General features: G+C 39.5%; 16 protein-coding genes. 9 read left to right on the top strand and 7 right to left on the bottom strand.

Annotation, left to right across the window (positions count from 1 at the left end; translation table 11 throughout):
- Positions 1-74 precede the first annotated feature (74 nt).
- Positions 75-1424: a Trk system potassium transporter TrkA gene (gene trkA, locus IQ282_RS01555; protein ID WP_194850188.1), complete on the top strand. Its 1350-nt coding sequence runs from the start codon at positions 75-77 to the stop codon at positions 1422-1424.
- Positions 1424-2920: a TrkH family potassium uptake protein gene (locus IQ282_RS01550; protein ID WP_194850187.1), complete on the top strand. Its 1497-nt coding sequence runs from the start codon at positions 1424-1426 to the stop codon at positions 2918-2920. Before trkA ends, IQ282_RS01550 begins: the two co-directional genes overlap by 1 nt.
- A gap of 557 nt (positions 2921-3477) precedes the next feature.
- On the opposite strand, the gene IQ282_RS01545 is transcribed toward IQ282_RS01550, so the two are convergent.
- The gene (locus IQ282_RS01545) at positions 3478-4665 is read right to left on the bottom strand and encodes a pyridoxal phosphate-dependent aminotransferase (RefSeq protein WP_194850186.1); all 1188 of its coding nucleotides are present in this window, start codon (positions 4663-4665) and stop codon (positions 3478-3480) included.
- 94 nt (positions 4666-4759) lie between these two features.
- Between IQ282_RS01545 and rsmG the strand changes: the two genes are divergently transcribed.
- Positions 4760-5401, top strand: coding sequence for a 16S rRNA (guanine(527)-N(7))-methyltransferase RsmG (gene rsmG / locus IQ282_RS01540; RefSeq protein ID WP_194850185.1), 642 nt, complete (start codon positions 4760-4762; stop codon positions 5399-5401).
- Positions 5402-5660: 259 nt separating this feature from the next.
- On the opposite strand, the gene IQ282_RS01535 is transcribed toward rsmG, so the two are convergent.
- The 6 genes from IQ282_RS01535 to IQ282_RS01510 all read right to left on the bottom strand — a co-directional run bounded on the left by IQ282_RS01535 (position 5661) and on the right by IQ282_RS01510 (position 11695).
- Positions 5661-6395 carry a DUF6263 family protein gene (locus IQ282_RS01535; RefSeq protein ID WP_194850184.1) on the bottom strand — a complete coding sequence of 245 codons (735 nt, stop codon included), beginning with the start codon at positions 6393-6395 and terminating at the stop codon, positions 5661-5663.
- A 641-nt stretch (positions 6396-7036) separates the two neighbouring features.
- A complete protein-coding gene (pruA, locus tag IQ282_RS01530; RefSeq protein WP_194850183.1) occupies positions 7037-8665 on the bottom strand; it encodes an L-glutamate gamma-semialdehyde dehydrogenase in 1629 nt (542 codons plus the stop codon).
- A gap of 220 nt (positions 8666-8885) precedes the next feature.
- Complete coding sequence (gene apaG, locus IQ282_RS01525; RefSeq protein WP_194850182.1) at positions 8886-9272, bottom strand: Co2+/Mg2+ efflux protein ApaG; 387 nt, start codon at positions 9270-9272, stop codon at positions 8886-8888.
- Positions 9273-9274: 2 nt separating this feature from the next.
- Positions 9275-9943 carry a hypothetical protein gene (locus IQ282_RS01520; RefSeq protein WP_194850181.1) on the bottom strand — a complete coding sequence of 223 codons (669 nt, stop codon included), beginning with the start codon at positions 9941-9943 and terminating at the stop codon, positions 9275-9277.
- 75 nt (positions 9944-10018) lie between these two features.
- Positions 10019-10411 (bottom strand): DUF3667 domain-containing protein, encoded by a 393-nt coding sequence (locus tag IQ282_RS01515; protein WP_194850180.1) that lies wholly within the window; start codon positions 10409-10411, stop codon positions 10019-10021.
- A gap of 27 nt (positions 10412-10438) precedes the next feature.
- The gene (locus IQ282_RS01510) at positions 10439-11695 is read right to left on the bottom strand and encodes a type IX secretion system plug protein (RefSeq protein ID WP_194850179.1); all 1257 of its coding nucleotides are present in this window, start codon (positions 11693-11695) and stop codon (positions 10439-10441) included.
- 183 nt (positions 11696-11878) lie between these two features.
- Between IQ282_RS01510 and IQ282_RS01505 the strand changes: the two genes are divergently transcribed.
- The 6 genes from IQ282_RS01505 (at position 11879) to nqrF (ending at position 18091) form a co-directional block, all read left to right on the top strand.
- Positions 11879-13222, top strand: a complete 1344-nt coding sequence (locus IQ282_RS01505) for a Na(+)-translocating NADH-quinone reductase subunit A (RefSeq protein WP_194850178.1) — start codon at positions 11879-11881, stop codon at positions 13220-13222.
- 3 nt (positions 13223-13225) lie between these two features.
- A complete protein-coding gene (gene nqrB, locus IQ282_RS01500) occupies positions 13226-14611 on the top strand; it encodes an NADH:ubiquinone reductase (Na(+)-transporting) subunit B (protein ID WP_194850177.1) in 1386 nt (461 codons plus the stop codon).
- Positions 14612-14614: 3 nt separating this feature from the next.
- Complete coding sequence (locus IQ282_RS01495; RefSeq protein WP_194850176.1) at positions 14615-15340, top strand: Na(+)-translocating NADH-quinone reductase subunit C; 726 nt, start codon at positions 14615-14617, stop codon at positions 15338-15340.
- A gap of 95 nt (positions 15341-15435) precedes the next feature.
- A complete protein-coding gene (locus IQ282_RS01490; protein ID WP_194850175.1) occupies positions 15436-16134 on the top strand; it encodes an NADH:ubiquinone reductase (Na(+)-transporting) subunit D in 699 nt (232 codons plus the stop codon).
- Positions 16135-16152: 18 nt separating this feature from the next.
- On the top strand, positions 16153-16770 hold the full coding sequence (nqrE, locus tag IQ282_RS01485; protein ID WP_194850174.1) for an NADH:ubiquinone reductase (Na(+)-transporting) subunit E: 618 nt from the start codon (positions 16153-16155) through the stop codon (positions 16768-16770).
- Positions 16771-16789: 19 nt separating this feature from the next.
- Positions 16790-18091, top strand: coding sequence for an NADH:ubiquinone reductase (Na(+)-transporting) subunit F (gene nqrF, locus IQ282_RS01480; protein WP_194850173.1), 1302 nt, complete (start codon positions 16790-16792; stop codon positions 18089-18091).
- Positions 18092-18249 lie beyond the last annotated feature (158 nt).

Raw genomic sequence — 18249 nt, 5'->3', positions numbered from 1 at the left:
ACGACCAATAACTCGTAAGCGTGTTCACTAATTATCGGCTTATTGGTATATTTGAAAACTTCAGACCCGATTTTATGAAAATCATTATTGCAGGAGCTGGCGAGGTTGGGTTTCACCTGGCTAAACTACTCTCCTACGAATCCCACGACATTACATTAATCGATCCCGAAAAGGAAAATCTCTATTATGCAGATACTCACCTGGATATAAGAACGATGCGTGGTGACGGTACCTCTATTAAAATTTTGAAAGATTCTAACGTCGACCAAGCAAATCTTGTAATTGCGGTGACGAGTAGTGAAACCACAAATATTACGATAAGTGTACTTGCCAAGCAATTGGGCGCTAAAAGGACTATTGCACGTATTTCCAATACTGAATTTTTAGAAAGTCAGGAGGAACTAGGTTTTAAAGGATTCGGTATTGATGAATTGATCTCACCAGAATCTCTGGCCAGTAAAGAGATTGAATTATTACTTAACCAGAGTGCCTTCAATGATAGCTATGAATTTGAGAAAGGTGCGCTCACTATGGTGGGAGTAAATTTAACTCGTACTGCACAATTTGTAGGTAAATCTGTACAGCAAGCGGGCGAGATTTTTCCAGAAGTGCATTTTATGCCTATCGCTATACAACGTTTTGGTACTCAGTATACATTGATACCTCGTGGTGATACCCAGTTTAAAGAGGGCGATCAAGTTTATTTTGTAACCACACCAGGTGGTGTTGATGAGCTTTATAAATTGACGGGAAAGACGAAACGCGCCATGAAAAATGTCATGATTCTGGGCGGTAGCGCCATAGGGGAGCAAAGCGCAAGACAACTTGCAAAATCAGGTATTCATGTAAAGTTAATCGAGCTCAACCCTGAAAAGGCTTTTGACCTCGCAGATCGTTTGCCAGATACTTTAGTCATTAGCGGTGACGGTCGTAATGTGGAATTATTACAGGAAGAAAGTATTCATGAAATGGATGCTTTTATTGCGGTGACGGGAAACAGTGAAACTAATATTATTTCCTGCTTAATGGCCAAAAGTAAAAGTGTTGGAAAAACCATTTCCCTAGTAGAAAATATGGATTATTTCCAGCTTTCTCACAGTATAGGAATTGATACGCTGATCAATAAAAAATTACTGGCGGCTAATAATATATTTAGATATATAAGAAAAGGTGAGGTTGTTGCGATGACAAAGCTCAATAATATGAATGCAGAACTGCTGGAATTTATTGTAAAGCCAGAAAGCGATGTATGTAACAAGCGTATTATTGATGTTAATGTTCCTCGTAGTGCCATCATAGGCGGTGTGATACGAGAAGGGAAGGGCAATATTGTTCTTGGGAATTTTAAAATTCTCGAAGGCGATAGAGTAGTAGTTTGCTGTCTACCACGTTCCATTACCAGAGTGGAAAAATTGTTCCAATAATGCCTAGACTTAATTACAAGATTATTATGTATATCATGGGATTACTGTTGGTTTTCAACGGTGGATTCATGTCTATAAGTTCTATAGTCAGTGCCGTCTATAGAGAAGATGAGGCGCTTGCTATACTGGGAGCAAGTATTGTAGCTATTACCTTAGGAGCCTTTTTAATGTTGTTCACGAGAAATCACGTGAAAGAACTAGGTAAAAAAGAAGGGTACCTTATTGTTGCCATGGGCTGGTTATTTATGGCTTTGGCTGGAACAATGCCTTATCTCTTTACCGGTGCCATCAACAATTTTACAGATGCCTTTTTTGAAACCATGAGTGGATTTACCACAACTGGCGCTAGCATTTTGAACGATATTGAGATCATGCCTAAGGGTATTTTGTTCTGGCGCAGCACCACGCACTGGATAGGTGGTATGGGAATTATTGTACTTGCCGTTGCGATATTGCCCTTATTAGGTATAGGAGGAATGCAACTCTTTGCAGCAGAAGCCCCAGGGCCTAGTGCCGATAAATTACATCCTAGAATTACCGATACCGCAAAGCGTTTGTGGCTTATTTATGTAGGATTCACTGGAATTCAAGCCCTACTACTTAAGATTGCGGGAATGGGATGGTTTGATGCTATCAATCATGCGATGAGTACCCTTTCCACCGGTGGATTTTCAACTAAAAACGCGAGTGCTGCCTACTGGAATGACAATCCAGCAATCCAGTGGATCATTATTGTTTTTATGTTTATTGCAGGTATGAATTTTGTCTTAAGCTATTTCGGATTCAAAGGAAAATTTCGCAAGATATATGATGATACTGAATTTAGATGGTACACCAGTTTTGTATTAGGATTTTCTATTATAGGTGCACTGCTCATTTACTTTCAGGCAGATGTTAGTATTTCCTCGATCGCACATCCCATGGTATGGGGACCCGCAGAAAGCGCGATGCGACACTCTGCATTCCAGGTGCTCTCCGTAATAACAACTACCGGATTTGTATCGGCAGATTATACGATGTGGACTCCGTTTTTAACTATAATGTTTTTCGGGTTGTTTTTTCTGGGCGGCAGCGCGGGATCAACTGCAGGAGGTATAAAGGTCATGCGTCATATCATATTGATCCGTAATGGAATCATGGAGTTTAAAAGAACGTTGCACCCCAGTGCGATTCTACCGGTACGATACAATAATAGAGCGCTCCCTAACGGCATCGTTTTTAATATCCTAGGCTTCTTTATTCTTTATATGTTGTCCTTTATAATTGGAGCCGTAGGTCTAGGTGCTCTAGGACTGGATTTTGAAACAGCGATTGGTGGAGCTATCAGTAGTTTAGGAAACGTAGGACCAGCTTTCGGCGACTTATCACCAGTGAATAACTTTGCGGGCTTGCCAGATCTGGGTAAATGGTGGTGTGCGTTTCTGATGTTAATCGGCAGGCTTGAACTATTTACCGTATTGATTTTGTTGACACCATTCTTTTGGCGGAATAGGTAGTTTTTAAAAAGTAAAAATCTAGAGAAAGATCCTTGTGATCGGGACTTTAATAAATCATGAGGCATAAAGAAGCCTTCATTGTATTTTTAGCTTTCAACCTAAAATTTATTTCAAACCTAGCAACACCCATCCCAGCCTTCCCTTGAGGGAAATGCTGAAGGCAATGAGTGTGGCGCTTGAGTGAATAGGTCCTAGTGAGACTGAGTAAAAAGTTTGAGATTTCATTTTACAGTTTCAATTCTAAACCTCCATCCCAGCCTTCCCTCAAGGGAAGAAGTTGAATTTTGTACCCAAGATTATCTAGTAGTAATCTAATAATCTAGTTTTCCCTTGAGGGAAATGCCAAAGGCAAAGGGTGTTGCGCAAGAGTGAAAAGGTTCTGTTGAGGTTTTCAGTCTCAACTTAGTTTGCTCGTCAAAATAAAAAAATCACTGATTCTTGTCCAAAAACAAAGAATCAGTGATTTAAAACTTATTTTACCTCATACCTCATACCTCATACCTCATACCTCATACCTCATACTACTTTCGCGAAAGCGATATTACTCACTAGATCAACTAAGAAATGGCGTCCTTAATACGTTTCATAGCTTCCGTGATTTGCTCTGTACTTGCAGCATAGGACATTCTGATGCAATTAGGTGCTCCAAAAGATTCACCGCTAACAGTGGCAACAAGCGCTTCTTCAAGCAAAAACAAAGAGAAAGCCTCAGCATTATAAATTTTATGACCTTTAATCTCGCGACCGAAAAATGCCGATACATCTGGAAATACATAAAAAGCGCCTTCTGGCTCATCAGTTACAAAACCTTCCATTTCACTCAATAATTTCAAGATCAATGTTCTTCGCTCTGCGAAAGCATCGATCATATATTGAATCTTAGAAACGGGTGCCTCGAGTGCTGTAATACAAGCGCGTTGAGCAATACAATTTGTACCACTTGTGATCTGTCCCTGCATTTTGTTACAGGCACGGGCGATCCATGATGGACCTCCCATGTAACCAACTCTCCAACCGGTCATGGCAAAAGCTTTGCTCACACCGTTGATAGTTACTGTACGATCGTACATTCCTTCAATTGCAGCCATGCTAACGTGACCAGAACCATAATTGATATGTTCATAGATCTCGTCGCTTACTACTATAATGTCTGGATAATCTTTCAATACCTCAGCAAATGCTTCTAGTTCTTTCTGCGAAAACACAGACCCGCTAGGATTATTGGGAGATGAGTATAAGATCATCTTCGTTTTAGGTGTAATCGCAGCCCTTAATTGTTCTGCCGTGATTTTAAAATTTTGTTCTACACCAGCGGCAACCTCAACGGGAACGCCTTCAGCTAATTCAACGATGGCGCTGTAACTTACCCAGTAGGGAGCAGGAAGGATGCATTCATCTCCTTTGTTTAAAAGTACCATCGCAACATTTGCAATGGATTGTTTAGCACCCGTAGAAACTACAATCTGGCTGCGGTCATAGGTAAGGTTGTTATCGCGCTTAAATTTATGGATTACGGCATCTTTCAATTCTACATAACCATCCACTGGCGTGTAAGAATTGTAGTTGTCGTTAATTGCTTGTATAGCCGCATCTTTTACGAAATCTGGCGTATTAAAATCTGGCTCGCCCAGACTTAAACCTATGATATCCTTTCCTTGCTCGCGCAATTCACGGGTTTTGGCAGCCATGGCAAGTGTGGCGCTGGTAGGAAGATTATTGATGCGATCAGATAATTGCTCATTCATAGAATAGTACTTTAATTACAAAAATATCATAAGAGAATCTGTTACGACCATTCCAGCCCTTTTTATTCCATTATTTTTGCACAAACTATTGACAGTGTCTGATATCATCAAAGCCCACTTTCCACACATTACCGCTCAACAGGAACAGCAATTTGCCCAATTGGGAGAATTGTACCGCGAGTGGAACTCCCAGATCAACGTGATTTCTCGTAAGGATATTGATCATTTGTACGTCAGACATATTCTTCACTCGTTGGGAATTGTGAGCGTGGTTCGCTTTCGCGAAAGCTTACCCAACACACCTGGAGGAACTCGTGTACTTGATGTAGGAACTGGCGGTGGCTTCCCTGGAATCCCTCTCGCTATCATGTTCCCCAAAACCCATTTTCATCTCGTCGACTCTATCGCAAAAAAACTGAAAGTCGTTGATGCCGTCGTTGAGGCTCTGGGATTAGAAAATGTTACTACAGAACACGGCCGGGCTGAAAAAGTAAAAGGCAGATTTGATTTTATCGTCTCTAGAGCGGTCACTAACATGACCGATTTCGTCAGCTGGACCCGCAACAAAGTACGCAAGGACAGCTACCACGAGATAGAAAACGGAATCCTATACTTAAAAGGAGGCGACTTGCGAGAAGAGCTCAAGCCCTTCAAATATGCTCAAGTCTATGAACTTGATGAGGTTTTTGACGATCCTTTTTTTGAGACTAAGAAAGTGGTGCATGTGCCGTTGTAGACTATTTAAAAGGGCAGACTTAAGTTCGTCCTTTTGAATAATTACTGTACACTGTGCCTTTATATCAAAAACGTCTTTTCAAATTAATGAAAAGACGTTTTTCTGTATAAAAAATGAAATGTTTACTCCACTATGAAAGGAAAGCTATGATCCATAGTTAAGACTGAATCTTCCTTGATCATAAAGAGATAAATCTTCATAATGATCCAGTTGCCAGCTTAGGGTGAAGTATAGATAAGAAAGCTAAAACCTGTAGGTTTTATTTCTTCGTCATTTGGATTTTAGAAGCGACAGTTACTTCGATGCCTTGGGCAGTTACACTGATTTCAGTTTCTGTGTTTTTTGCTAATCCAGAGCTAATTTCAATTTCTGTTGTTCCTTTCATGGATCCAGATCCCATACCAGACACATCTCCTTTTATATCTACATAAACTACCCCATCAGCTATTTTAGTTACTGTGTAGGTTGTTTTTACATTCATTCCCTGTTTCTCATTATCTGACGTCCAAGATGATCCGACGGATACTTCCTCCTTAGGATAATTAATTGATGCCTGTCCAGCGGTTAACTGTTCCGTTCCAGGTATAGCAGGTTCTACGGTAGTATTTACGGTATTTCCATAAATATCAATGGTGTTATAAATGACGGCATCCATCATTGGACTTAATTGTGATTTGAGCATTTTTCCAGTGGCATCAAGTTCATCATCAGTTTTACTAGAATCGTAGCTCATAGTTATACCACCTTGATTCACTTCCATACCCATAGAGGAAATTTTTGACTCCGTTTTGATCAGTTCATCACTAACGTCAGAAACTGTCATATCCATCATCATGATCATTTCAGTCCCGCCTTGAATCCCAGTGGATTGTTTTTGAACCATTTGAATTTCATAGATGTCACCCTCGTTTAAAGTGGTTCGTAGTAAAGCAGATTCCTGGCCGTATGCTTGTAATGTGGTTGCTAGAATAAATAATAATAATAAGTTTTTCATGAGTGGTTAAGTTAAGAAGAGTCTTTTAGTAGTTTTTTTGAGATTATCACTCCAAATTTAGTCTAAATCATTCAAAGAAAGGAAAAGGGAAACTTTACGTGGTTTAAAAAACTCTTAAGAGCAAAACAACCCTTGTCAATAAATATGATTATTGGTTTCTTGTTAAGGCGAACTAGCACTCTTGTAATTGGAAGCTCTTGTCGTTTAGAAATCATAAATACAACCCTTCAAATTAATTAAAGATTGCTTTGGTAGATGAGGAACTCGCCGATCACTTCCTTTATAACGATAATTTGTAGGTGTGACAAAAGTCACATTAAATCTTAAGTGGACAAACCCAGAGCAATAAATACTTAAGAACAGTTACCACGAGATAGAAAACGGATTCCTATAACTAAAAGTCGACAGCATGCGAGAAGAACTAAAACCCTTCAGAAGCGCCGATGTTTATAAATTGGAAGACGTTTTTGAAGATCCTTTTTTTGAGACGAAAAAGATGGTGGACGTGCCGTTGTAGATTATTCATAAGGGCGGACTTAAGTCCGCCCTTATGAATGAATCAAAGTGCAATGTTTTAGCAAAAAAAAACGCCTTTTCAAATCAATGAAAAGGCGTTTTGTTATTAGTTAAATCTCAAATGATTACTCTCCCATGAACGGATAACGATAATCTGTAGGAGTTACAAAAGTTTCCTTAATCATACGTGCAGAAACCCAGCGTAGTAAGTTCAATTTTGAACCGGCCTTATCGTTGGTTCCTGAAGCTCGCGCTCCACCAAAGGGTTGTTGTCCCACCACGGCTCCCGTACACTTATCGTTCAAGTAAAAGTTACCGGCACAGTTCTGTAAAGCAGTTGTCGCTTGAGATAGTGCATAACGATCTTGGGCAAGAATGGCTCCTGTCAAGGCATATATACTAGTTTCATCAACAAGTTTCAAAGTTTCTGCATAAGCGTCGTCCTTATATATGTAGATCGTGATTACTGGACCGAACAATTCGGTTTCCATGGTTTCATAATGAGGATCTGTAGTAACAATCACGGTTGGCTCTACAAAGTACCCCTCGCTCTTATCATATCCACCGCCGAATACAACCTCTGCATTCTTATTCTTTTTAGCTCTATCAATATAGGAAGCTAGTTTATCGAATGAATTCTCATGAATCACGGCCGTCATAAAGTTAGTCATATCAAATGGAGATCCCATTTTGATACTTTCTATATCTTTTCCTATAAATTCTTTTACTTCTGGCCAGATACCTTCAGCAATATAAGCTCTAGAGGCAGCGCTACATTTTTGACCCTGATATTCAAAAGCTCCGCGTACAATTGCGGTAGCAACCTGTGCCGGTATGGCAGATTTATGAGCAACAATAAAGTCTTTTCCTCCTGTTTCTCCTACAATACGTGGGTACGTTTTGTAGGTGTCTATATTCTGTCCTATCTGTGCCCAGATACCTTTAAAAACGGTAGTAGATCCTGTAAAATGAACTCCTGCAAAATCTTCATGGGAAAGAATTTCTTTAGTCATCATCCCAGGTTCTGCACTCACCATATTGATAACACCGTCAGGAACTCCAGCTTCTTTAAAGATCTGCATAATGACGTTAGCACTCAACATTTGATGTGCGCTAGGTTTCCATACACATACATTTCCCATCAAGGCAGCGCTTGCAGGTAGATTTCCTGCGATAGCCGTAAAGTTAAAAGGGCTTATACAGTAAACGAAACCCTCTAGTGGTCTGTATTCTAATCTATTCCATGCTCCAGAAGTTGATTCTGGTTGATCTGCATAGATCTCAGTCATGTACTGAACGTTAAAACGTAGAAAGTCTACAAGTTCACAGGCACTGTCAATTTCTGCTTGATAAATAGTTTTGGATTGGTTGACCATTGTTGCTGCATTGATGCGAGCACGATAGGGTCCAGCTATCAATTCTGCAGCTTTCAAGAAAATTCCAGCACGCTGTTCCCATGGTAATAGAGACCATTCCTTGCGTGCTTCCATAGCGGTAGAAATCGCCATTTGAACTTCTTTCTTTCCACCACGGTGGTAAGTTCCTACTAATTTCTTATGATCATGCGGCGGTCTAATATCGCCGGTATCCTTAGTTTTTATTTCTTCAGCTCCTATATATATAGGAACCTCAGTTTGCGTGTTATAGAATTCTTGGTAAGCCTTGAGTACTTCCTCACGCTCTGGCGTTCCAGGCGCATATGATTTTATAGGCTCATTGACGGCTACAGGTACATTAAAAAATCCTTTTCCCATGATTTGTTTTTCTTAATTTTAATTTGCTCGTGAAAATACAAAATCATGTTCGCAATACCATTTGAGAAAACTTAAAGTAAAAGCAAAATGATGAATAGAGATTGAATAAGCAGGCGTTTATGAAAGGATGATTAAAATCCGCTTTCGCGAAAGCGAAATATCTATAAGGCTACTGCATCTATCAAATTAGCAATTCACCAGTAGATAGGGAATGGCTGTTTTAATTGAGGGCAAAAGGAGCGCTCAATTTAAAAGTAGGAATACTAACGCCAAAATGTCTCGCCGTCCGGAAATTCACCATTGTGAAAGAGCCACTCATACTGCCGAAGGACGACCGGAGCAAACAACCACTGGTATATGTGTGTGATTCACCTGGTTTGAGAACGGGCTTCTTACCTATAACGCCCTCGCCGTCCACATGTTCTGTCCTGCTCAAGCTGTCCTTAATCTTCCAATGGCGTGAGGTCAACTGAACGCTGTCTTTACTTTGGTTTTCAATAGTAACTATATAACCGAATGCAAAATGCATGGTATAGTTCTTATAGAACGTTCCTTGAAATGACGTGCGCACCGTGATTCTGATGCCTCTGGTAATTTGTTGTAACATGTTTATGCTCCTATAAAGACGCTGCCGATTATAAATAGTAACGCGCTCATGGTAAAGAGAAGGAAAAATACAAAATTTATAAAGGTAAATTTCAAGAAGGTTATAAATATTCCTTGATTATAAAAGCGCCGCATCGCTTTGTATAAATAATATGGTCCTCCTATCCCTAAAATAATTGCCGTAGGTATCTCCCACGAGATCAGCCCAAAGGATATACTAACGACTCCTATAAGTATAAATAGACTTAAAAAAAAGAAGGTAAATATATGGAACGTGAAAACAAGATGTTCCATGAAGTTAAACGGGTGACGCACGTATAGCAACCACAGAATAAGGCTAATTATAGGTGCAAAGAAGAATAGGAATAAGGGTATTTTAGGGAGAATTATTTCTACTATTTGATAGGGTCTATTCTCAAGATCATTAAAGCGCATTGCTTTTCTATAGCGAGATATGTTACGTGAATTGTCTTCATGCCCTATATCCTTAAGGGCTTCCCGTATGCTCATTAAAGGATTTTTTTCTGCATGAATTTTATAATCAGCATTTTGATTATAGTAGTGAGAGAAATAACCTTTTTCTTCTAATTGTGGCTCTGTAAAATAGGTGGTCGTCTGTAGGGAGTCTGTGGGAGTGTTATCTAAGTTCTCAATAACCTTAGAAAGCGCCATACTACCGGCTGTATTTCCATGAGCTTTAAGAGAATCTCGCTGGTTTATAAGCTCCTCCTTAGTGTTTGATGACCGCTAACCTAGCTCTATTCCATCATTGACGTCTATCACTAGATTTGTAAAGCTATCGTTCCAGGTTGCCATGAGTTGAATAATTAAAAAGAAAACAATACTAACGGTTAGAAAAAACCGGAACGGATTTGCATAATGAATCCTGCGTCCAGCACAATATTCTTTGGTAATTTTTCCTGGATAAAATAATATTCCAGTGATGGTGCGCCAGATGCGTCCATCATAGGAAATGAAACTGGAAAGGAATTCTAAAAAGAAATCAGATAAGGCGAGCTTTTTTTTAGTGTTGATCTGACCGCACTGATGGCAGTATTTGTCGGCTATTTCTAATGTGGTACCGCAGTTAAGGCATTCATCTGTTCGGTATTGCGGTAATAATCGTACTGGAGTACTCATGATCGATGGATAATCGACCAAATATAATTAATTGGATATGTTTACACTGTTGCCAGCTCCTATTCCTATCAATCGATCATACCTCCCACCAGGCTTCCTATAGTAAGCAAGAACAGTATATTCATTTTCGGTTTGCCATTTGTTACCACTAATGGCGCCTGGTATTTCAATGCCATTAGCATCAACTAGTACATATTTGTAATTATAGAAACCTTGCTTGAGTAGGATGGAAGTTTCATACAAATTAGAAGCAATATCATATTTCATTTGATTTTCCTCTTGAAATTGATAACCATTAAAATTTCCGATAACATAAAGACTGGAATTTTTAGGTAGAATTTGTAGTGGATCTAGTTTAAAGTGAACATTAAGATACTCGGCCTGGATGGCGTTGTCCTCGTTATTAAGGGTGGTTACTAGGAAGTTTCCGTTAATGTCAGGATTATAGGTATATTCTTGCGGTACTCTGGATTGATCTACAAACAAGTAGGAATTGTATAATTTATCCAGTCGCACATAATTAATTTTATTAGTAGGGGATCTAAAATCCCTGTTTTCAAAGTTGAGGTATTCATTTCCTGCCCAGAAAGAAGTAGGACCATCATAATTGTAAACCTGATTGTTGCCCAAGTTAAACTGTGGCTTGATCTCATAGATAGCGCTATTCAAATCGGAATTTTGAAGAATAGTCACTTTCAAATTATTGTTAGGGTCAATAAAATTGATCGTCTTAGAATCAACATTAAACTCCACACGTTGTTGTGTCTGTACATACTTTAAATCTCGCGCTCTTTTTACTTCCACACCTACAACTGCCTGATTTTCTATGACCATAAATTTTCTAGAGAATACGAGCTCTCTTTTATCGTCATAGATGTGGATCATATAATTTCCGCTTTTTGTCAATCCAGATATAAACTGGTTAGGAATGGAAATCTCATAATGAGAGTACGACTGTAAGGTTGTAAACGAATTGCGATAATTTAGAATGCGACGATCGTCTATACCTTCTAAAAATTCATTTTTAAAAAGCGCACTAGGTGTCCAGTTGTAGTCATAATGGGCAATCTGGTAATAGTAGTTTGCTTCATCACCTATCACGTCATCAAAGCTTAAATTAATGCGTTCTCCCATTTTAAAGATCGGGAGCATGTTTTCAGGTGGCTTGTTAAAGGTTACTGTTTTTATATAATCAGGATCATTTACCAGATCTTCCAACTCTTGTGCTTTCGCGAAAGCGGAACATATTACAACTGTAATGATTAAAATAAAATACGACTTCATAAAGTGCTATTCTGAAAGATAAAGGTACTAGAAAAAAGGAATCTAAGTCTGCGGAGCGAAAGCAATGCCAAAGCGAATTTCAACATCTATTTAGAAGGTGTCTAAATAAAAAAAGGTCCTAATTAATGAGGTCAATATTGTCTAAATTTGCACTCTCAAAAAAGGACTAAATCCACTTATCCTATGTCAAAAGACATTAGAGTTAAAAAAGGGCTTAATCTCAAGCTCAAAGGCGAGGCAGACAAATCGATTGTCGACGCTCCTCGATCCAGTATATACGCTATCAAACCGTTAGACTTTCATGCTGTCGTGCCTAAAATGGTTCTCAAAGAAGGCGCTCGCGTCAAGGCTGGAGAAGTTATTTTCTATTCTAAGTATGATGAACCTGTGAAATTTGTAGCTCCGGTAAGCGGTACGATTTCAGAGATCCTGCGTGGTGCTAAGCGACGCATTCTGGAGGTACGTATCATGGCAGATGCTGTTGATGAGTTTGTTGAATTTGGTAAAATGGATCCTATGACTGCTGATCCTGCTGCTGTAAAAACGAGAATCTTAGAGTCCGGTTGCTGGCCATTTATTATCCAGCGTCCGTATGATATCGTCGCTAGTGCAGAGGATGCTCCTAAATCCATATTCATATCGGCTTACACCACGGCACCGCTTGCTGGTGATGTAGACTTTATTGTTTCTGGTAAAATGGAAGCTTTTCAGGCTGGTGTTAACGCGTTGAGCAGATTGACCGATGGTAAGGTGCATGTAGGTGTGGGTAAGAAATCAGCATTAGGTTCTATCAATAATGCAGAGGTTCATACTGTTTCAGGACCGCATCCTGCTGGAAATGTAGGGATACAAGTTCACCACGTTGACCCGATCAACTTTGGTGAGAAAGTGTGGGTTTTAGGAGCAGAAGACGTTGCCATTATAGGTAACTTATTTCTAACCGGTCAGTTTAAAGCAGAGCGTATTGTCGCTCTAGCAGGAACTGAAGTAGCAGATGCTGACAGAAAATATTACAGAACCATAATAGGTGCTAACGTTACTTCTTTAGTTAAGAATGTAAACACGACTGAAACTAGAATAATTTCTGGTGATGTTTTGACAGGAGATAAGCTCGCTAGCGACCAAGCCTTGAATTTCTATCATAACACATTAACTCTTATTCCAGAAGGAAATGAATATGCTTTACTAGGATGGTTGCCTTTTACTCGCAACAATATTCCAAGTATTTCTGGAACTTCCCTCTCCTGGATGAAAGGTGGGAAGAGTAAAGTGGACACAAACCTAAACGGTGAGGAACGTGCACTAGTGGTTACAGGAGAAATGGAAGAAGTGTTGCCTATGGATATTTATCCTATGCAACTTATAAAAGCCTGTATGACGGGCGATATTGAAAAAATGGAAAATCTAGGGATCTATGAAGTAGCTCCAGAAGATTTTGCACTTGTGGATTACATAAATACATCAAAGCTAGAGGCGCAAGAAATAATACGCCTGGGCCTAGATTTAATGATTACTGAAGTAGGATAAACTATGAAATGGGTTAGAAACAGATTAGACCAGCTCAGAAAACCTTTTGAACCTGGCGAGAAGTATGAAAAGTTTGCTCCGGCAATCAATGCTTTTGATACCTTCCTATTTACTCCAAACCACACTACCAAAAAAGGCGCGCACATACGTGACGTGGTGGATTTAAAGCGTACGATGATTACCGTTGTACTTGCTTTAGTTCCTGCATTGCTTTTTGGGATGTGGAATAATGGAGCGCAATATTTATATCAGGAACGCGGCCTAGCCAGTGTTTTTGACGTTCCTTTTTGGGATGCCTTTTTAGAGGGAGCTATTTTAGTTCTTCCTCTTATTGTTGTTTCCTATGTAGTTGGATTGACGATAGAGTTCATCTTTGCGATCTATAGAGGTCATGAAGTGAATGAAGGTTATCTGGTTACAGGATTGCTTATTCCTATGATTTTCCCAGTGGATATTCCATTATGGATGTTAGCACTATCTGTTGCTTTTGCTGTATTGATTGGTAAGGAAGCATTCGGTGGTACGGGAATGAACATCTTAAATCCAGCCTTGACAGCTAGAGCGTTTGCATTTTTTGCATATCCTTTATACATGTCAGGAAATGCCATATGGGTGCACAATGGTTCTACCGATGCAGTTTCAGGTGAAACGATTTTGGGTTCTTTGGCGAGTAATAGGTTTGATGGTGTTGTTAGTGGTGGGGCAAGCGATGCGGTTGCATTTGCATCTTCATCTGTTACAGAGGTTTCCTCGACACTATCCAGTCTTAATTTTTCAGACATGTTCATGGGTTTCATTCCAGGTTCGGTTTCTGAAACATCAGCATTATGCATCGCTATAGGTGCTCTTATCTTGATAGCAACTAAAGTAGGTAGCTGGAGAATTATTATTGGTGGACTTGCAGGCGGTGCCGCAATGGGTCTTATCTTTAATTACTTTGGTGGACTAGGCGGTGAATATGTATCAGAGCTCGTTAATAGCGGTCAGATTACTCTTGAGCAAATCAAGAATGATGCAGGTGCCGTTGCCGCTTTAGAATTAGGTGGTTGGGATGCAACGTTGCTCGAACTGGGCAAGAATCAGTTGTTCAACTTCCCATTCTGGCAGCATCTGGTAGTCGGTGGTTTCGCTTTTGGTATTGTCTTTATGGCAACAGATCCCGTAAGTGCGGCACAGACATTAAAAGGAAAATGGATTTACGGAATTCTAGCAGGATTCTTCGGTATTATGATTCGGGTATTTAATCCGGCATATCCAGAGGGTATCATGCTTGCAATTCTTTTACTGAACGTATTTGCTCCTACGATCGATCATTATGTTATTCAGGGTAACGTGAATAAACGTAAGAAGAGATTGAAAAAAGCAAAGACTCAACTTCAAGCAGCTTAAGAAATGGATAGAAATTCAAACTCATACACATTCTTATTTGCTATCATTATGGTAGCAGTAGTAGCTAGTGCACTTGCATTTGCAGCGACAAACCTGCAGCCAGCGCAAGCTAAAAATGTGAAGGAAGAAAAGATGCAGAACATTCTTGCTACCGTAGGTATTGAGACCACTAGAGATTCTGCGCAAATCTTATTTGATAAATATATTATCGACCAGGTAGCTTTAGATGATCAGGGTAAGGAGCGTACAGATGTGGATGCTTTTACCGTGGATCTTAAAAAGGAATTGAAACGTCCGGTAATGGACCAGGCTTATCCACTTTACGTTGCAGAAGTAAGCGGTGAAAAGTATTATATCGTACCCTTGAGAGGTAAAGGTCTATGGGATGCCATCTGGGGTTATGTTGCCTTAAAAGATGATGTCAACACGATAAAAGGTGCCGTTTTTGATCACAAAGGAGAAACTCCTGGACTGGGTGCAGAGATTACTCAAGGCTGGTTCAAGAAGCGTTTTGATGATGAAAAAATAATGGATGAACAAGGTAATTTCATCGGTGTGTCTGTAGTAAAAGGCTATCAAGGTGGCGATAATAAAGATGACAATGCAGTTGACGCTATCGCTGGATCAACAATAACAGGTAATGGGGTAACAGATATGATCTCAGAGAGATTGCAGAGATACCTTCCATATTTTAAAGAAAAGACTAACGTAAAAGTTGCAATGCAGTAAACCTGCTTTTGTAATTACGCTTTCGCGAAAGCGGACTTCTTATCAAATGATAGGTATGAAGACCACCTCAAAAAAGCGAAATAAATTTTAACTTTATGGCACACAATAAAGAAACTAAAAAACAGGAATTGATCCTTTTCCTATCGGATACCGATGAGCGCGAAGGCCTGTTGGGAAAGAAGAATCGTAAACTTCTTACTGACCCGTTAACGGACAACAACCCGATTACCGTTCAGGTTTTAGGTATATGTTCTGCTCTTGCGATAACGGTACAATTGAAGCCGGCAATCGTGATGAGTATCGCTGTAATGGCCGTTATGGCGTTCAGTAATATGATCATATCTGCATTGCGTAATTTGATCCCGTCACGTATTCGCATCATTGTACAACTAGTAGTAGTCGCTGCACTTGTAATTATTGTTGACCAGATATTGCGCGCTTATGCTTATGACGTTTCTAAGGAACTATCCGTATTTGTCGGGCTCATTATTACAAATTGTATTGTGATGGGTCGACTAGAGGCATTTGCTTTAGGTCATGGTGTTTATAAATCCTTTTTAGATGGAATAGGAAATGCCGCTGGATATGCTTTTATTCTGATTTTGGTAGCTTTCTTCAGAGAGCTGTTGGGCGCAGGTAAGTTATTAGGTTATCAGATCATTCCTGACTCCTTTTACGAATTCGGATATACAAATAATGGTTTAATGCTATTGTCACCTATGGCGCTTATTACGGTAGGCCTTATTATATGGGTTCAACGCAGTCGCAGTAGATCATTAATTGAACAAAACTAATTTTAAGAAATAGAAAAAATGGATTTAATTAATCTTGCTGTAAGAAGTATTTTTATTGAGAACATGGTTTTTGCCTATTTCTTAGGTATGTGTTCTTATCTAGCCGTTTCTAAGTCGGTTAAGACGGCGGTCGGTCTGGGAGCTGCAGTTGTATTTGTATTGGGAATTACAGTTCCTATTAACTGGTTGCTAGACACTTATTTATTAAAGCCAGGAGCATTAGCTCAATGGATGGGACCTGAATATGCTGACATTGACTTGAGTTTCTTAAGTTTTATCATGTTTATTGCGGTTATCGCAAGTATGGTACAGTTGGTAGAAATGGTAGTGGAACGATTTGCTCCAGCCTTGTATGGCGCTTTGGGAATTTTCCTTCCACTTATTGCCGTAAACTGTGCAATTCTAGGAGGATCATTATTTATGCAACAAAAGGACTTTTCTAACATTGGTGAATCTGCAGTATATGGAATAGGATCTGGTTTCGGCTTTTTCCTTGCTATTCTTGCGATTGCAGCTATACGTGAGAAAATATCCTATTCAAACGTTCCAGCTCCTTTAAGAGGTCTGGGAATAACATTTATTATCACGGGACTTATGGCTTTAGGCTTTATGAGTTTCATGGGAATCGAAATTTAAATCTAAGAAAGAAGAACTAATGGACTCTAACTTAATTACCATATTAGCGAGTGTAGGTATATTCTTGACATTGATCTTATTACTGGTCATGTTGCTACTTACCGCAAAATCAAAATTGCTTCCATCTGGTCCTGTCACCATTCATGTGAATGGAGAAAAGGATATCGTTACAGGTTCAGGAGGAACACTTCTAGGAACTCTGGGAGATAACAAACTATTCTTACCATCCGCCTGTGGTGGTGGTGGAACTTGCGTGCAGTGTAAATGTATCGTTACCGATGGTGGAGGTTCTATACTTCCAACGGAAGTACCTCACTTTACCCGTAAGGAAATTGCTGCTGGATGGAGACTGGGATGTCAAGTGAAGGTGAAGCAAGACATGAAAATAACGATTCCAGAAGAAGTATTTGGGATTAAGAAATGGGAGGCTACCGTAGTTCGTAACTACAATGTAGCATCTTTCATTAAGGAATTTGTAGTGCAACTTCCAGAAGATATGGATTATGAAGCTGGTGGTTATATACAGATTGAAATTCCTAAATGCGAAGTAAAATTCAGTGAGATGGATATCACTGCCCACCCAGAAGAGCATGAAACTCCAGATAAATTTAAAGCAGAATGGGACAAGTTCAACTTGTGGCCACTTGTAATGAAGAATTCTGAAACCGTCGAGAGAGCTTATTCAATGGCTTCTTTCCCTGCGGAAGGACGTGAGATCATGTTGAACGTACGTATTGCTACGCCACCATGGGACCGTGCTAAGAATGGCTGGATGGATGTCAATCCTGGTATCGCTAGTTCTTATATCTTCAATCAAAAGGAGGGTGACAAGGTTGTAGTTTCTGGACCTTACGGAGAGTTCTTTATCAATCATTCAGATTCTGAGATGTTATACGTAGGTGGTGGTGCTGGAATGGCACCAATGAGATCACATTTATACGAACTTTTCAAAACTTTGAAAACGAACCGTAAAGTAACTTATTGGTACGGTGGACGTTCAAAACGCGAGTTGTTCTATATCGAACACTTCCGTGAATTAGAACGTGAATTCCCGAACTTTAAGTTCTTCCTAGCTCTTTCTGAGCCTGCTGAAGAAGACAACTGGAAAGTAAAAACAGATATTGATGATGAGGCTGGAGATGGGTTTGTTGGTTTTATCCACCAGGTTGTAATAGATCAGTATTTAAGTAAACATGAAGCTCCAGAAGATATGGAAGTATATTTTTGTGGACCACCATTGATGAATAACGCTGTAGGTAAAATGGCGGAAGATTATGGTGTACCACCAGAGAGCATCCGTTTTGATGACTTTGGAGGATAATAAAATTCTCTTAGATATTTGAGCATTCAAATTATGTTGTCTCGTCCTAAATAACCGATACAGATTATTGAAGGATTAAATTTATTACTTAAAGCTCAACGATGCTAGCATCGTTGAGCTTTTTTGATTTGTACTGTTTTCTTTTGAGTTTATTCTGT

This window comes from Nonlabens antarcticus (assembly GCF_015356755.1).
GTDB lineage: Bacteria > Bacteroidota > Bacteroidia > Flavobacteriales > Flavobacteriaceae > Nonlabens > Nonlabens antarcticus.
This window is presented reverse-complemented; position numbering and strand designations above follow the sequence as displayed.

What these genes read in the sequence shown, in the direction of transcription:
- IQ282_RS01505 (WP_194850178.1), top strand. Translation starts at nt 11,879, where the DNA reads ATGTCAAAAGACATTAGAGTTAAAAAAGGGCTTAATCTCAAGCTCAAA.
- nqrF (WP_194850173.1), top strand. Translation starts at nt 16,790, where the DNA reads ATGGACTCTAACTTAATTACCATATTAGCGAGTGTAGGTATATTCTTG.
- IQ282_RS01550 (WP_194850187.1), top strand. Translation starts at nt 1,424, where the DNA reads ATGCCTAGACTTAATTACAAGATTATTATGTATATCATGGGATTACTG.
- IQ282_RS01490 (WP_194850175.1), top strand. Translation starts at nt 15,436, where the DNA reads ATGGCACACAATAAAGAAACTAAAAAACAGGAATTGATCCTTTTCCTA.
- trkA (WP_194850188.1), top strand. Translation starts at nt 75, where the DNA reads ATGAAAATCATTATTGCAGGAGCTGGCGAGGTTGGGTTTCACCTGGCT.
- nqrE (WP_194850174.1), top strand. Translation starts at nt 16,153, where the DNA reads ATGGATTTAATTAATCTTGCTGTAAGAAGTATTTTTATTGAGAACATG.
- apaG (WP_194850182.1), bottom strand. Translation starts at nt 9,272, where the DNA reads ATGTTACAACAAATTACCAGAGGCATCAGAATCACGGTGCGCACGTCA.
- IQ282_RS01515 (WP_194850180.1), bottom strand. Translation starts at nt 10,411, where the DNA reads ATGAGTACTCCAGTACGATTATTACCGCAATACCGAACAGATGAATGC.
- IQ282_RS01510 (WP_194850179.1), bottom strand. Translation starts at nt 11,695, where the DNA reads ATGAAGTCGTATTTTATTTTAATCATTACAGTTGTAATATGTTCCGCT.
- pruA (WP_194850183.1), bottom strand. Translation starts at nt 8,665, where the DNA reads ATGGGAAAAGGATTTTTTAATGTACCTGTAGCCGTCAATGAGCCTATA.
- IQ282_RS01520 (WP_194850181.1), bottom strand. Translation starts at nt 9,943, where the DNA reads ATGGCGCTTTCTAAGGTTATTGAGAACTTAGATAACACTCCCACAGAC.
- IQ282_RS01535 (WP_194850184.1), bottom strand. Translation starts at nt 6,395, where the DNA reads ATGAAAAACTTATTATTATTATTTATTCTAGCAACCACATTACAAGCA.
- IQ282_RS01545 (WP_194850186.1), bottom strand. Translation starts at nt 4,665, where the DNA reads ATGAATGAGCAATTATCTGATCGCATCAATAATCTTCCTACCAGCGCC.
- IQ282_RS01495 (WP_194850176.1), top strand. Translation starts at nt 14,615, where the DNA reads ATGGATAGAAATTCAAACTCATACACATTCTTATTTGCTATCATTATG.
- nqrB (WP_194850177.1), top strand. Translation starts at nt 13,226, where the DNA reads ATGAAATGGGTTAGAAACAGATTAGACCAGCTCAGAAAACCTTTTGAA.